The sequence below is a fragment of the Paracoccus shandongensis genome (assembly GCF_017315735.1).
Lineage (GTDB): Bacteria > Pseudomonadota > Alphaproteobacteria > Rhodobacterales > Rhodobacteraceae > Paracoccus > Paracoccus shandongensis.
In genome coordinates this window covers 1-14,556 of the sequence record NZ_JAFLRK010000018.1, presented here as the reverse complement: position 1 = coordinate 14,556, position 14,556 = coordinate 1, and the positions used below count along the sequence as shown (strand labels likewise).

The following is a 14,556-nucleotide window of genomic DNA, read 5'->3' as shown; positions in this document are numbered from 1 at the left end:
GCATGGCAAAGCGGGCAGGGGCGGGGCAGTCGGGCGCGGGGCTGGATGTCTATAACGACAAGCGCGATTTCTCGCAGACCGCCGAACCGCGCGGGCGCAAGGCGCGCGCGGCGGGCCGGTCCTTCGTGATCCAGAAGCACGCGGCGACGCGGCTGCATTACGACCTGCGGCTGGAGATGGACGGCGTGCTGAAAAGCTGGGCCGTGGCCAAGGGGCCAAGCCTTGTCGCGGGCGAAAAGCGCCTGGCTGTCCATGTCGAGGATCACCCGCTGGACTACGCCACATTCGAGGGCACCATCCCCAAGGGCAATTACGGCGCGGGCGCGGTGATCGTCTGGGACCGGGGGACATGGGTTCCCGTGGGCGGCGACTATGCCACCGGCAAGCTGGAGTTCGCGCTGAAGGGCGAAAAGCTGTCGGGCCGCTGGCATCTGGTGCGGATGCGCGGCAAGCGGGGCGAAACGCGGGAAAACTGGCTGCTGATCAAGTCCGACGACGACGCCGCCCGCCCGGACGACGCCCCCGACATCCTGACCGAACGCCCCGAATCCGTGACCACCGGCCGCACGGTCGAGGAGGTGGCCCAAGGGTCCGAGGACAAGCCGAAGCCCGCCAAGCCCAAGGCCAGGCCACGTCCCAAGGACGAAAAGGCCCCCGCCCGCCGCGCGAAGAAGACCCCGATGCCGGATTTCATCGAACCCGCGCTGGCGACCCTGAAGCCCGCCCCGCCGACGGGCGCGAAATGGCTGCACGAGGTCAAGTTCGACGGCTATCGCCTGCAAGCCCGGCTGGAAGGCCAACAGGTCCGGCTGCTGACGCGCAGCGGGCTGGACTGGACCGACCGCTTCGGGGCCGAGGTGACGGACGCCCTGCGGGCGCTGCCTGCGCAAACCTTCATCATCGACGGCGAGCTGGTGGTGGAAACCGGGGCAGGGGCCTCGGATTTCCCGGCGCTCCAGGCGGATCTGTCGGAAGGGCGCTATGACCGCTTTGTCTTCTATGTCTTCGACCTGATGTATCTGAACGGCCATGACCTGCGCGCGGTGCCGTTGATCGAACGCAAGGGGTTGCTGGAGGATCTGGTGGGTACGGACCCGGGCCGGGTGCGGTTTTCCAGCCATTTCGGGGAAAGCGGGTCGATGGTGCTGCGCCATGCCTGCCGCCTCAGCCTGGAAGGGATCATCTCCAAGGAGGCTGACGCGCCTTATGTCTCGGGGCGCGGCAAGACTTGGATCAAGTCCAAATGCTCGGCCCGGCAGGAATTCGTCGTGGCGGGCTATGTGCCCTCGACCAGTTCGGACAAGCTGGTGGGATCGCTGGTGCTGGGGGTCTTCGACGGCGGCAGGCTGGATTACGTGGGCCGCGTCGGCACCGGCTTTTCCCAAAAGGTCGCCGAAGACCTGCGTACCCGGCTGGACGCGATGCGCATCGACCGCAGCCCCTTCGCGGGCAAGCTGACGGCGGACGAGGCGCGCGGCGTCCGGTATGTCCGCCCCGAACTGGTGGCCGAGGTCGAGTTCCGCGCCTGGACCGCCGACGGGTTGCTGCGCCACGCCTCGTTCCGGGGGCTGCGCGAGGACAAGCCCGCCGCGGATGTGGTGCGCGAAAGCGGCCCGGCCCCGAAGGCGCCGAAGGCCCCCAAGCGCCGCGTGACCCTGACCCATCCCGACCGCCTTTACTGGCCCGAGGAGGGCATCACCAAGGAAGGCCTGGCCGACTATTACGCCGAGGTCTGGCCCCGGATCGCGCCCTTCATCGTGGGCCGCCCCCTGGCGCTGCTGCGCTGCCCCGGCGGCATCAACGGGCAGCGGTTCTTTCAGAAGCACGCCTGGAACGGGATGAACAAGAATATCGCCCAGGTCAAGGATCCCAAGGAAAAGGCCGAGGAAGCGATGATCGCCATCACCGACCTGGACGGGCTGATGGGCCTGGTCCAGTCGGCGGCGCTGGAGATCCATCCCTGGGGGTCCACGGTGGCGGATTGGGACCGCCCCGACACCATCACCATGGACCTCGACCCGGGCGAGGGCGTGGCCTGGGACGCGGTCATCGCCTGCGCGCTTGAGGTTCGGCAACGCCTGGCCGATGCGGGGCTTGCGGCCTTCGTCAAGACCTCGGGCGGGAAGGGGCTGCATGTCGTGGTGCCGCTCGTGCCCAAGGCTGATTGGGATGCCGTCAAGGCCTTCACCAAGGGACTGGCCGAGGCGATGGCGGCCGACAACCCCCACGCCCATGTCGCGACCATTACCAAGGCCAAGCGCAACGGGCGCATCCTGGTCGACTGGCTGCGCAACCAGCGCGGCATGACGGCGGTTGCGGCCTATTCCACCCGCGCGCGCCCCGGCGCCGCCGTCTCCATGCCGGTGGGGTGGGACGAACTGAACCAGGTCGGCCCCGCCTATTTCACGGTGGAGAACACGCCGAACCGGCTGGCCGCGCTGACCCGGGATCCCTGGGAGGATTTCCGGACTGCCGCCCGGCCGCTGGAGGGGAAGGGACGACGCCGCAAACCGTAGGGTGCGTGCTTGCACGCACCGATGCGTCCCGGGATGGTGCGTGCAAGCACGCACCCTACGTTTGAACGGCCCTGCTCAGCCCCTGCTGCGCTGTCCCTCGGCCTGGATGCTTTTCTTCAGCGCGGTCATGATGTCGATGACGTTGTCCGGCGTTTCCACCTTGGGCGCGCGGGGGCGGGCGGGCTTTTTCCTGCCCTTCTGCTTGGCGGCGATGATGTCCAGCAGGCGCGCCTGGACCGGGTCGTCCACCATCCGGGCGTCCCATTGGGTGCTGCGTTCGTCGATCAGCTTCCGGACAAGGGTCATCAGCCTGGCCTCGGGCTTTTCCGCCCCGAGCTTGTCGGAGTAATCGCCCGCCTCGCGCACCTCGTCGCCATAGCGCAGCGTCCAGAGCACGATCCCCTTGTCGCAGGGCTTCAGCATCACCGCCCGTTCGCGGCGATACATGACCACGCGGGAAATGCCCACGGTGCCGGTCGCCGCCATAGCGTCGCGGATCACGGCAAAGGCTTCCTGGCCCACCTCGTCCCCCGGCAAGAGGAAATGCGGCCGGTCATACCAGACCCAGCCGATGGAATGGTCGGGCACGAACATGTCGATGTCGATGGTGCGCGTGCTTTCCAGCGCGACGGCCTCGATCTCCTCGTCCTCCAGCATGATGTAGTCGTTCTCGCCGCGTTCATAGCCCTTGACCTCGTCCTCGTCGCGGACGGGCTGTTCGGTGACGGAATCGACATACTGGCTGACCACGCGGTTGCCGGTCTTGGCGTTCAGCGTGTGGAAGCGGACCTTCTCGCCCTCGGTCGTGGCGGGCATCAGGGTGACGGGGCAGGTCACCAGCGACAGTTTCAGATAGCCTTTCCAGAACGTGCGCGGTGCCATGATGCCCCATCCCTGCTGTCTGACCAAAACGGCCACGGGCGGGGGTTTGTTCCGCCCGGCAGGCCCGGGGGTCACTGGCCGGTCGTGATCTCCTCGATATGGGCCCGGTGTTCCTCCAGCACCGGCAGCGTGGCTGCGGCAAAGGCCTTGAGGTCGGCGTCGTCGCCCCCTTCGGCAAAGCCCTGGAACAGCGCCACCGCCTCGGCATGGGCACGGACCTGCATGGTCTTGTAAAGGTTGTCGAACTCGGCCCCCTCGGCGTCTTCCAGAAGCCCGATCATGTCCGCATGTTCGGCCGAGGGCTCGGCGGGGACCGGGATGTCCCCGGCTGCGGCCTTCAGATCGGTCCCGGCCTTTTCGTGATCGGCGATCATCCGGGCCGCGAAGTCCTTCAGCGCCGGATCGGTCGCCCTGTCCTGGGCCATCTGGCTGGAGCGGATTTCAAACATGTTCGAGCTGGCGGCCATCTGGACAAAGGCGGGGGGATCGACCTCGGTCCCCTGGGCCAGCGCGGCCAGCGGGGACAGGATCAGCAGGGCGGTTGCAAGGCGTTTCATGGCGGTTTCCCTAGTTGCGGTCGAAGGTGCCGGTGATGGTCCCGGCGGCCAGGACATGCCCCCGCATCGCGGCCAGCACGGCGGCACGGTCGGCGGCGGGGGGCAGGTCCAGGCTGGGCACGTCCAGCGCGAAGACCTGGAAGTGGTAATGATGCGGCCCGTCCGGGACCGGCGGCTTCGGCCCGGCATACCCCGTCGATCCCATGGAATTTGCGCCCTGCTTCAGCCCTTCGGGGGCGGGCAGCGAAGGTTCGGTCGGCAGCCCCTCGCGCAGGGCGGTCACGTCGGCGGGGATGTCATAGGCCAGCCAGTGGACAAAGGGCTTGGGTTCCCGGGCGTCCGGGTCTTCGGCGATGATGACGAAGGACCGCGTTCCCTCGGGCGCGCCGTCCCAGGACAGCGCGGGCGAGGCATTGTCGCCATCCGCCGCGTGCTTCAGGTCGATGGGGGCGTCGGGCTGGAAGGATGCGGTGACGGTCAGGGCGCCTTCGGCCTTCAGCACTTCGGTGGCCAGCGGGGAAGGGGGCGGCGGGACCAAGGCATTCGGCACGGGACCGCCTGCGAGCGGGCGGTCCTGCGGCGCGGCGTCGGATGCGATGCGATAGATCACCCCTTCGGTGTCGTCGGACACGAAGATCGCGCCGTCGCGGCCCACGGCCACGCCCACCGGACGGCCCGCATGGGTCCAGCCCTCTGCGCCTTGGGCCAGAAAGCCGGTCATCACGGGTTCGATGCCCACGGGCTTGCCGCCCTCGAAGTCGATGCGGACCAGTTCGTATCCCGAGGGCGGGCGGCGGTTCCACGACCCCCGCATGGCGACCAGCGCGTCGCCCCGCCATTCGGGGAACATCGCGCCGTCATAGAAGACCATCTGCATGGGCGCGGCGTGCGCCGTATGGCCCAGGGCCGGTTCTTCGGATATCGCGGCCCAGGTTTCCAGGCTGGTGCCCGGCGGCGGATTGTCCTGCGGGTTGAACTGGTCCATGCCATAGACATAGGGCCAGCCGTATTGCTTGCCCTGGCGGATGTTGTTCAACTCCTCGATCTGTTCGTTGTCGCCCAGCCAGTCGATGCCGTGGTCCATGCCCCACAACTGGCCGGTGCCGGGTTCCCAGTCGAAGCCGATGGTGTTGCGCAACCCGCTGGCAAAGATCGTGCGGCTGCTGCCGTCGGGTTCGGCGCGCAGGATGGTGGCGCTTTCGGGGTTCGTTTCGGCGCAGGCGTTGCAGGTGCTGCCGGCCGAGACATACAGCTTGCCGTCCGGCCCCATCGCCAGCGTCCGGTTGGGGTGCTGGCCGCCGTCGGGCAGGTCGTTGATGATGCGGCGCAAGGGGCCGAAGGTGCCGTCCTCGGCCACATCGGCCAGGTAAACGTCGTTCACCGTGACCAGATAGACCTGGTTGCCGTCGAAGGCGATGCCGTGCATCCCCGGCCTGCTGGCGACCGTCACCGGCGCGTCCGCCACCCCGTCGCCATCGCCGTCGCGCAGCATCACCACGTCGCCCACGCTGCGCCGCGTGGCGTAAAGCGTGCCGTCGGCTGACACCGCCAGGATGCGCGGGTTGACCAGATCGCGGGCAAAGACGCTGACCGTCGCGCCCGGGGGCAGCTGGAAGCCGGACAGGTCCGCGTCAGGCCTGCGGGGCCGCGGTTCCAGGATCGCGCCGGTGACGGTGACATCGGAATACTGCCCGACCTTGCCTTCCGGCTGGGCCAGGGCGCATGGCGCGGCCAGGGCCGCCGCCGAGATCGTCAACACGAGGATGCGGGGCATGGCTGTTCCCGTTCGCCAGGATTTCCCGTTCAACCCCGCGCAAGGCCGGGCGGTTCCGCCCCCGGGAAGCGCGACAAAACATCGCCCGGCGCGACAAGGGGGGAACCGGGGGCGGGCACGGCTGTTGACACCGGACCATCACCCTTTGCAAAGGATGCCGTCTATGAGCGTTGCCCTTGTCACCGGCGCATCGTCGGGGATCGGCCTTGAGCTGGCCCGGCTTTGCGTGGCCGACGGCCACGACACCATCATCGTCGCCAACGAACCCGAAATCCACGCCGCCGCCAGCGAGTTGGGCGCCCGGGCGGTCGAGGCCGACCTGGCCACGCGCGAAGGCGCGCAGGCCGTGGTGGCGGCCCTGGGCGGGCAGGACGTGGACCTGTTGTTCCTGAACGCGGGCACCGGCCTTGGCCATACCTTCCTGGAACAGGATCTGGACGGGATCGAGCGCACGGTCAAGACGAACATCCTGGGCGTGCTGCGGCTGGCCCATCCCCTGGGTCGCCGGATGGTCGCGCGCGGCCAGGGTCGGATCCTGATCACCGGCTCCATCGCGGGCTTCATGCCGGGGCCCTACCAGGCGACCTACAACGCCTCGAAGGCGTTCCTGGACAACTTCTCGGTCGGGCTGGCCGAGGAGCTGAAGGACACGGGCGTCACCGTCACCTGCCTGATGCCGGGGCCGACGGACACCAAGTTCTTTGAACGCGCCGGGATGCTGGACACGCCCATCGGGCAGGGGCCAAAGGACGATCCGGCCATGGTCGCGGCCTTCGGCTATGGCGCGATGATGAAGGGCACGGCCCAGGCCACGCCCACCTTCAAGAACAAGGCGCAGGCCGCCATCGCGGAACTTCTGCCCGCCGAACTGGTGGCCAAGCTGCATACCCGGATGGCCAAGCCCAAGGACGAATGACGGAGGAAGCGATGGCACAGCAGACCAGGCGCGGACGCGCCCAGGACCGGCGGATGGTCGCGAGCGGCCAGGACCACGAGGTCCGTTACGAGGCCGAGAAGATGGGCGTGTCCCGCAAGGAGGTCCGCGAGGCGGTCAAGTCCGAGGGCAACAGCCGCACCAAGGTGGAAGACAAGCTGAAGGACGGCTGACCGGCCCGCGTCCCGGGGGCCGGGATTCGGCAGAAAGGGGGGCAGGGGTGCCGGGCGGGACAGGGAAACACGTGTTTCCCCCGCCCCCTGACCGGCGGTGCCACCAGGGACGGTGCAGGCAAAGACCACGCGAGGCCCGGCGGCGCGAAGGCGATGGCCTTCGCCAGAGCAAGGGCGGCAATGCTGCCCCCTTAGCGTTCCTTCGGGATGATGCTGATGCCGCCGCTGACTTCCAGCACGGCGGCGTCGATCTCGTCCAGCGTCTTCAGCCCATGCTGGGACCGCGCGGCTTCCAGCAGGTCGCCCACGCCGACGCGCGCGCGGCCCATCGCCTCCTCGTCGACGCGGCCCTGGCTGATCAGGACGGTGGGGTTGCCGTCCAGGATGGACGCCGCCCGGTCCGACCGCGCCTTGACGAAGGCCAGAGCCACGTCGGTTGCGAACAGCGTGACGATCAGGATCGCCGCGTTGGTGATGGAAAAGTCGTCGCCCAGCAGGGCCTGCTGCGTCGTTTCGGCGATGATCAGCAGCAGGACGAAATCGAAGGGCGTCATCTTCGCCAGGGTGCGGCGGCCCGACAGGCGCGTGGCGGCCAGCAGGACGGCATAGATGGCGACGCCGCGAATGACGGAATCCATGGTGTCCTCAGGGCAGAACGATCAGGGTGATGGGGCGGGTTTCGCCGTTGACGGTCATCTCGAAGCGGGTCCAACCGAAATGCATGGCCCGCAGGTCCAGCTTGACCTGATGGGGCGCGGGGCCGGTGGCCGGAAAGGTCATCACCTGCGCGCCTTCCGCCAGGCTGGCCCGGTCCGGTTCGGGCTGGATCCGCTCGACCTGGAAGCGCTCGAAGAAGGGTTGCGAGATGCGGACCTCGTGGCTGGGGGCGGGATTGTCGAAGGTGATCGCCACCTCGTCCGAGCCTTCCCAGCGGGACACGCGCGGCACCTCGGCCCGGGCATCGGCGAAGTGGACGGTCTGCCTGGAAAAGACGCCGCCGCTGCCGGTCAGGCCCAGGACGGCCAGCAGCATCATCCCGCCAAAGCACCACCAGGCGACGCGCTGGACGCGCCAATAGCGGCGCTGGCGGGCGCGCGGCTCGTCCAGTTGCAGCCCGTCGGGGCGTATCTTTGGGATGGTCAGTCTTGTCCCCTGGCGCATGGCCGGTCTCCGGCAAGGTCTTGCTTCATAAAGCAAGGCCCCGGAAATGGCTTGCGGTTCCGTGACCGGATCAGGGCTGGCCGGCCCCGATCTCGGGCGGGGTGTCGTGGACTTCGGTCGCGTGCCACAGGTTGCGGCCCACGAACAGGACCAGCACGACGGCGGCCAGGATGGCCACCACCGCCACGCCCGCGCGGCCAAGGCGGCGGGGCCCGGGCGCGCGGTGTGTCACGACAGCGCCCAGATGGCGCCGACGATCACCAGCAGGACCATGCCAAGGGGCCAGACCAGCACCTGCCAGGCCAGCCGGTTGCGCACGGGCGCGGTGGCGCGGACATAATCCGTGTCCGTGGGTTCCCCCGCCGCCCCGGCCGATCGGTCGAGCGGACCGGGTTCGGGTGTCTTGTCGCCGTCTTCGGTGGTGCTGGGCATGATCTTCAAGTCCCCTTTGTGCCGGGCGTCAGGACCACCTTGGTCCATTCGTCCTGCTTGCCGTGGAAGTTCCTGTAGCCGGTGGGCGCATCCTCCAAGGACAGGCGGTGCGAGATCAGGAAGGTGGTGTCGATCTCTCCCTCCAGGATGCGTTGCAGCAACTGGCGCGTGTATTTCTGCACATGGGTCTGGCCGGTGCGGATCTGCAGGCCCTTTTCCATCAGCGCGCCCAGCGGGAACTTGTCGGCCATCCCGCCATAGACGCCGGGGATCGACACGCGCCCGCCCTTCCTGACCGCCATCAGCGCCATGCGCAGCGCGTGCGCCCGGTCCGCGCCGATCCCCACCTTCTGCTTCAGCGCGTCCATCAGGTTGTCGGGCGAAAAGCCGTGGCTTTCCATGCCCACGGCGTCGATCACCGCGTCGGGGCCGATGCCGCCGGTCATTTCCATCAGCGCCTCCAGCACATGGGTCTGCTTGAAGTCGATGATCTTCGCGCCCAGGGACCGCGCCAGCGCCAGCCGGTGGGGGTAATGGTCGATGGCGATGACCTGGCCCGCGCCCATCAGCAGCGCCGACTGGATCGCGAACAGCCCCACCGGCCCGCAGCCCCAGACGGCCACGCTGTCGCCGGGCTGGATGTCGCAGTTTTCCGCGGCCATCCAGCCGGTGGGCAGGATGTCGGACAAAAACAGCACCTGTTCATCCGGCACGCCCTCGGGGATCACGATGGGGCCCACATCGGAAAACGGCACCCGCACGTATTCCGCCTGACCGCCCGGATAGCCGCCCGTCATGTGCGAATAGCCGAAAAGCCCGCTCATCGCGTGGCCGTAAAGCAGCTCGGACGCTTCCTGCTTTTCCACCGGGTTCGAGTTGTCGCAGGCCGAGAACTGCTGCTGCTGGCAGAAGAAGCAGGCCCCGCACGAGATGGTGAAGGGCACCACCACCCGGTCGCCCTTCTTCAGCGTCGATTTCGGGCCCGTGTCCACCACGCGGCCCATGAATTCATGGCCCAGGATGTCGCCCGGCACCAGGCCGGGGATCACCGCGTCGTAAAGATGCAGGTCGGATCCGCAGATGGCGGTCGCCGTCACCTCGATGATGGCGTCGCGGGGGTTGACGATCTGGGGATCGGGAACGGTATCGACGCGAACGTCGTGCTTGCCATGCCAGGTCAGTGCGCGCATCAGCCTGCCTTCCGGTTGTTGGCGGTCGCGATCTCGCCGGTCTCGACCAGCATCTTCAACCGCTTGAGTTCCTGCTTGCCGCGCACCTTCGGATCGGTGCCGCGCAGCCGGGCCGCCCATTGCCCGACCGTGCCCATCTGCGGGCGCCAGGCGATATGGGCCTCGACCTCGGTCCCGCGTCCGGCGGGGGCGTCGCGCAGCTGGACCTTGGCCTCGATCTCGATTTCGGCGCCGTCCACGGACCGCCAGGCGAGGGCCTCGTTCTCGCGGTCCTCGACCAGGCGGGTTTCCACGGCAAGATGGCCGTCGGGCGTGTCGATGACCCAGGTCACCTCGTCGCCGCTGACCTGGACGGCGGCCAGGCCTTCCATGAAGTCGGGCAGGTGATCGGGGTTGCGCCACATCTGGTAAAGGCGGCTGCGCGGCGCGTTGATGGTGACGGTGCGGCCCGCGACCTGGTAGCCGCCGAAATGGGACCGGCGCGCGGTGCGGCCCGGCGCGCTGTCGGGCGGACGCCGGGGCGGGGATTTCAGCATCGCCCCCGCGGCAAGGCCCGCGCCCACGGTCAGGGCAAGCACGGCGGCGGCAAGGGGCAGATCAGACTGGCGGCGCGGCATCGGAAACCTCGTGGAACGGGGCGGCCGCCCTGGGACGGCCGCCGTCGCGCGTTCAGCGCGACTTCTGGTAAAGCTTGGACGCGATCTCGAACATCTCCTCGGGGGCGTAATCCGGGGTGAAGGCCGAGGGCACGCCGGTCAGGTCATGGATCTTGCCGCCGTCGGGCAGGCCGTCCACCACCTCCAGCTCGCCCGGGGGATCGTCGGGCAGGGCGGTTTCCCCGCCGCCACCCCAGATGCCGCGCATCTCCTCGTAGTCCGAGGGGCTGAAGGTATAAAGGCGGCGGTGCGATCCTTCGGCCAGATATTTCTGGCATTCCGGGATGTTGCCCAGGGGGATGTTCGGCGTGGGCAGGAACTTGTCCAGGTCCACCCCGGTGATCTTCTTCAGCGCCAGGGCATAGGCGTGGGCATGGACCGACCCGCGCACCAGCAGGTATCCGCAAACCTCGCGCCCGGTGACATTGGCGTCGGTCAGCGATTCATAGACCCGCAGCTTGTGCAGCCGCGCGCCGCATTCCAGGTGGAAGTTGTGCAAAAGATCCACGATCACGTTGCCGGTCGTGGTCACCATGTCCACGTTCCACGACATCGAGTTCGAGTTGACCGGAACCGCGCCCCCCGCATGGCTATAGAACGAGGCGGCGGACCGGATGTCCTTCATCCCCTCGAACGGCGCGTTCGAGATGTCGCCGCCGAACTTTTCGTCCCCGCCCGGCACGTCCGGGCCGTTGTTCAGCATCGCCACCCCGTTCGAGACCAGCTCGACATGGCCCAGCTCCTCGGCGGTGATGGCCGCGACCAGACTGTAGAAGGGGCGCAGCTTCGACTTGCTGCGGAAGTTGAAGCTTTGGAACATGTAGTTCCCCAGCGTGGACATCTCGCCATATTTGCCACCCAGCAATTCCTGCAGGGCGGCACCGGCGTTCGGGTCTTGTCGCTTGGGGGCAGGCAATTCGACTTGCAGCTTGTCAACGCGCAGGAACATGGCTGTTCTCTCCCTGTTTTGGATGCCTGGGGAAAACACCAAGGTGTGGGAACTGTTCCGTTCCTTGGGGCGAACAAACGTTAATCGGCGGCTGTGAACTCACGCCGAAGCGCAAATCCTTGTTTTTCTTCTACTCCAGCCTGTTTCTGATGGCCATCAGGTTGCTTTCGAAGATCTCCGCGGGTGTCCGGTAGCCGAGACACTTCCGGGGCGTGGAATTGAGGCTCTGACAGATCGACCTCAGGTATCGATTTGTCAGAGTTGTTGGATCGGTCGAGCGGGGCAGGTGCTTTCTGAGCCTGCCATTCGTGTTCTCGACCGTTCCCTTTTGCCAGGGCGCCTGTGGATCGCAGAACCAGGTGGCGGCACCGATCCCGTCCTTCAACCGTCGCCAGGCCGAGAACTCGGTGCCGCGATCAAAGGTGATCAACTGGCGTGCCTCGGCGGGCAGGGGCGCCAGCCCCGCGATCAGCGCTTCCATGATCGGCTCGGAGTGGCGATCCTCATTGCGCATGGCAACGGTAAATCGGCTGACCCGCTCGACCAGGGAGGTGACCTTCACCTTGCGGAACATCATCAGATCGCATTCCCAATGGCCGAACTCCTGACGCTCGGCAACAACCGCAGGCCGGTGACACAAGCTCTGGCTGTCCTGGATGCGACTACGCTGATGTCGTCGGTGGTTTCGCGGCCTGCGGCGTCTGCGATGCTCAGGCAGGTGGCGATAGAAGGCTTCCGCGAGGCCAAGCTTTGAATAGGCGAAGCGGTAGATCGTTTCATGGCTGACGCAGATGCGGTGCTGCTCAAGCCGCATCCGGCCGGCGACCTGTTCCGGAGACCAGCCCGCCTTGAGCGCATCCTCGACCGCTGCCTTCACCTCCGGATGGGCGACCAGCTTTCGGTGAACCACGCGGCGGCGCTCGTACTTCTCCTGGGCCGTCACCGCATGGTAGCCGCTGTACTGCGGAAGCTCGACGTCCTGATACGTGTTCCGCTTCAGCTCCCGATAGATCGTCGAGGGTGAGCGCGAAAGCCGGTCTGCGATTTCCGGCACCGGCATCTTGCCCTCGCGCCATTTGGCAATCTTTCGACGTTCTTCAAAACTCAGGTGCTGGTAATGGGAAGCCATTCGTAAACCTCATGTAAATACCTGTATTAGTTTGGCATTTGCACTTCGTTTGTGAATCCACCTGGACGCGCTAGCCCAGATGCGACTTCGGTTGCTGGGAAAGTTTCGCCTTTCTGTAGCCGCGGCCGAGCAGGTTGGCCTTGAAGACCTCGGCGGGAGTGCGAAAGCCCAGGCACTTGCGCGGCGTGGCATTGAGGCCGGCACAGAGGATGCGTAGTTCTTCCTGCGACAGGCTGTTCGGATCGGTGTCGCGGCAGAGCCAGCGCCGCAGTCGCTTGTTGGCATTCTCCACAGCACCTTTCTGCCAAGGGGACTGCGCCTCGCAAAACAGAGGATGCGTAGTTCTTCCTGCGACAGGCTGTTCGGATCGGTGTCGCGGCAGAGCCAGCGCCGCAGTCGCTTGTTGGCATTCTCCACAGCACCTTTCTGCCAAGGGGACTGCGCCTCGCAAAACATGGGGTAATCGCGCGTCGCGCTTCTCGGGCTCTGTGTCGTGGAACCGAGCCGCCGCTCGATATGGTGGGGACGCCGGGCCGATGAACGGCCCGGTCGCGCCATCGGATGGAGAATGACCATGGACCAGTATGTTGGACTTGATGTTTCTCTGAAGGACACAACGATCTCGATCCGCCAGGGCGGGCGGCGGATCTGGCGAGGGAAATGCCCCTCTGACCCCAAGGCCGTTGCCCAGACCATTCGCAAGCACGCGGCTCAGCCCCAAAGGGTCATCTTCGAGAGCGGCCCGCTGGCGACCTGGTTCTTTCACGCCTTGACGGAGAAAGGGCTGCCCGCGATCTGCATCGAGGCGCGCCATGCTCAGAAGATACTCAGCGAGACCCTCAACAAGACCGATGCAAACGACGCGGATGGTTTGGCGCAGTTGGCTGAGGCTGGCTTTTACAAGGCCGTGCGGGTCAAGTCATTCGGCGCCATGCGGATCCGCACGCTTATTGCGGCGCGTGCTCAGTTGCTGGACATGACAACCCAGCTGACAAACCAGATCCGCGGCTTCATGAAGACCTTTGGGCTCATCGTCCCGAAGGGCACCGGGCGCGTCTTCGATTTCCATGTCCGAAAGCTCGTGGCAGACGACAGCCTGCTGGCGCAGATCATCTTGCCACTGCTGGAGGTCTGGCTCGAATTGCGCAAACGTGCCGCCCATCTGAGTCAGCACCTGCTTGCCATGGCACGGCAAAGCGCGGCCACGAAGCTTCTCATGACAATACCCGGCATCGGCGCCATCACAGCGATCTCCTATGTTGCCGCGATTGAGCATCCGGACAACTTCCGGAACTCCCGTGCCGTCGGTTCGTGGCTCGGCCTGACCACCCGCCGCTATCAGTCCGGTGAGGTTGATTATGACGGTCATATCTCCCGTCGAGGTGACCGCCGACTGCGTGGCTTGCTCTATGAGGCTGCAACAGCGCTACTCACCAGAACCACCGCTGAAGCCGAAAACCGGCTCAAGGCCTGGGGTCTGCATCTGCGACAGCGGCTCGGCTTCAAGCGCGCCGCCGTGGCCGTGGCACGCAAGCTGGCGGTGATCATGCACACCATGCTGAAGACGGGCGAGCGCTTCAACCCAATGGCTGGAAGTCCGGAATAAGACTTCCAGCCCACCAAGCTCAGCGTGTCAGAACCCCTGATGCGAGGAGGCGTCCCTGTCTCGGACGAACGTCAGGCCATTCTGAAAGACCTGGCTGCAGCCGCTATGGACTGCGTGCAAAACATAAGAAGGCTTCACCTGCGGAGACCGAAATGCGGCAGCTACATGTTGACCGCGGAGACAACCACGCTCCGGACATACGCGCATACTCCAAAATGCTGACAAAGCTGGGCCTGGCTTGTGATGCTGCACCGACACCTTGGCGGGCCTGAATGGCGCGACTTGTATCGCATGTGCAGAAGGGCTTGACCGATGCGATGCGATTAGACAACCAGGTTTGCGTGCCCACCTCCGCCTGTAGATGCGGCCAGTCGACGAATTCGGATCCGCGGTCAAAGGTGATCGATCGGCAGGCATGCCGGGGCAGGGGCGTCAGAGCCTGGGCGATCTGCGCCATGATCGGCTTGGTGCGCTTTTCCTCGTTCTTCAATGCGACTAGGAAGCGGCTCGTGCGTTCGATCATCGTGGTGACATTGGCCGGCCCATACTTCTGCCGGAACAGCACCAGGTCGTTCGACAGGCTTACGCCGCGCCATC

Annotated in this window: 15 protein-coding genes and 2 pseudogenes; 4 read left to right on the top strand and 13 right to left on the bottom strand. The window is 66.3% G+C overall.

Features of this window, described 5'->3' with window-relative positions:
• The first annotated feature begins 2 nt into the window (after positions 1-2).
• Positions 3-2,516: a DNA ligase D gene (gene ligD / locus JX613_RS12025; protein WP_207101704.1), complete on the top strand. Its 2,514-nt coding sequence runs from the start codon at positions 3-5 to the stop codon at positions 2,514-2,516.
• Positions 2,517-2,591: 75 nt separating this feature from the next.
• On the opposite strand, the gene ku is transcribed toward ligD, so the two are convergent.
• The 3 genes from ku to JX613_RS12010 form a co-directional block, all read right to left on the bottom strand.
• Complete coding sequence (gene ku / locus JX613_RS12020; protein ID WP_207101703.1) at positions 2,592-3,398, bottom strand: non-homologous end joining protein Ku; 807 nt, start codon at positions 3,396-3,398, stop codon at positions 2,592-2,594.
• A gap of 71 nt (positions 3,399-3,469) precedes the next feature.
• Positions 3,470-3,955 carry a DUF4142 domain-containing protein gene (locus tag JX613_RS12015; protein ID WP_207101702.1) on the bottom strand — a complete coding sequence of 162 codons (486 nt, stop codon included), beginning with the start codon at positions 3,953-3,955 and terminating at the stop codon, positions 3,470-3,472.
• Between the two features lie 10 nt (positions 3,956-3,965).
• Positions 3,966-5,729 (bottom strand): YbhB/YbcL family Raf kinase inhibitor-like protein, encoded by a 1,764-nt coding sequence (locus tag JX613_RS12010; RefSeq protein ID WP_207101701.1) that lies wholly within the window; start codon positions 5,727-5,729, stop codon positions 3,966-3,968.
• A 163-nt stretch (positions 5,730-5,892) separates the two neighbouring features.
• On the opposite strand from JX613_RS12010, the gene JX613_RS12005 reads away from it, so the two are divergent.
• Entirely contained in the window at positions 5,893-6,645 is a 753-nt protein-coding gene (locus JX613_RS12005; protein ID WP_207101700.1) for an SDR family NAD(P)-dependent oxidoreductase, read from the top strand.
• Between the two features lie 11 nt (positions 6,646-6,656).
• Entirely contained in the window at positions 6,657-6,836 is a 180-nt protein-coding gene (locus tag JX613_RS12000) for a DUF3606 domain-containing protein (RefSeq protein WP_207101699.1), read from the top strand.
• A gap of 191 nt (positions 6,837-7,027) precedes the next feature.
• On the opposite strand, the gene JX613_RS11995 is transcribed toward JX613_RS12000, so the two are convergent.
• The 9 genes and pseudogenes from JX613_RS11995 to JX613_RS11955 form a co-directional block, all read right to left on the bottom strand.
• Positions 7,028-7,474 carry a DUF421 domain-containing protein gene (locus tag JX613_RS11995; RefSeq protein ID WP_207101698.1) on the bottom strand — a complete coding sequence of 149 codons (447 nt, stop codon included), beginning with the start codon at positions 7,472-7,474 and terminating at the stop codon, positions 7,028-7,030.
• Positions 7,475-7,481: 7 nt separating this feature from the next.
• On the bottom strand, positions 7,482-7,997 hold the full coding sequence (locus JX613_RS11990; RefSeq protein WP_207101697.1) for a hypothetical protein: 516 nt from the start codon (positions 7,995-7,997) through the stop codon (positions 7,482-7,484).
• Positions 7,998-8,067: 70 nt separating this feature from the next.
• Positions 8,068-8,229, bottom strand: a complete 162-nt coding sequence (locus tag JX613_RS11985; protein ID WP_207101696.1) for a hypothetical protein — start codon at positions 8,227-8,229, stop codon at positions 8,068-8,070.
• Positions 8,226-8,429: a hypothetical protein gene (locus tag JX613_RS11980; protein ID WP_207101695.1), complete on the bottom strand. Its 204-nt coding sequence runs from the start codon at positions 8,427-8,429 to the stop codon at positions 8,226-8,228. Before JX613_RS11980 ends, JX613_RS11985 begins: the two co-directional genes overlap by 4 nt.
• A gap of 5 nt (positions 8,430-8,434) precedes the next feature.
• The gene (locus tag JX613_RS11975; protein ID WP_207101694.1) at positions 8,435-9,619 is read right to left on the bottom strand and encodes a zinc-dependent alcohol dehydrogenase; all 1,185 of its coding nucleotides are present in this window, start codon (positions 9,617-9,619) and stop codon (positions 8,435-8,437) included.
• Positions 9,619-10,236 (bottom strand): SRPBCC family protein, encoded by a 618-nt coding sequence (locus JX613_RS11970; RefSeq protein ID WP_207101693.1) that lies wholly within the window; start codon positions 10,234-10,236, stop codon positions 9,619-9,621. The genes JX613_RS11975 and JX613_RS11970 overlap by 1 nt, the downstream gene beginning before the upstream one ends.
• 52 nt (positions 10,237-10,288) lie before the next feature.
• Positions 10,289-11,224: a manganese catalase family protein gene (locus tag JX613_RS11965; protein ID WP_207101692.1), complete on the bottom strand. Its 936-nt coding sequence runs from the start codon at positions 11,222-11,224 to the stop codon at positions 10,289-10,291.
• A gap of 130 nt (positions 11,225-11,354) precedes the next feature.
• Positions 11,355-12,353, bottom strand: a complete 999-nt coding sequence (locus tag JX613_RS11960) for an IS30 family transposase (RefSeq protein WP_207101691.1) — start codon at positions 12,351-12,353, stop codon at positions 11,355-11,357.
• 70 nt (positions 12,354-12,423) lie between these two features.
• Positions 12,424-12,681, bottom strand: a pseudogene (locus JX613_RS11955) (transposase); the annotation flags it as partial.
• A 246-nt stretch (positions 12,682-12,927) separates the two neighbouring features.
• Between JX613_RS11955 and JX613_RS11950 the strand changes: the two are divergent.
• Positions 12,928-13,959 carry an IS110 family RNA-guided transposase gene (locus tag JX613_RS11950; RefSeq protein ID WP_207101689.1) on the top strand — a complete coding sequence of 344 codons (1,032 nt, stop codon included), beginning with the start codon at positions 12,928-12,930 and terminating at the stop codon, positions 13,957-13,959.
• A gap of 103 nt (positions 13,960-14,062) precedes the next feature.
• On the opposite strand, the pseudogene JX613_RS11945 reads toward JX613_RS11950, so the two are convergent.
• Positions 14,063-14,556, bottom strand: a pseudogene (locus JX613_RS11945) (hypothetical protein); the annotation flags it as partial.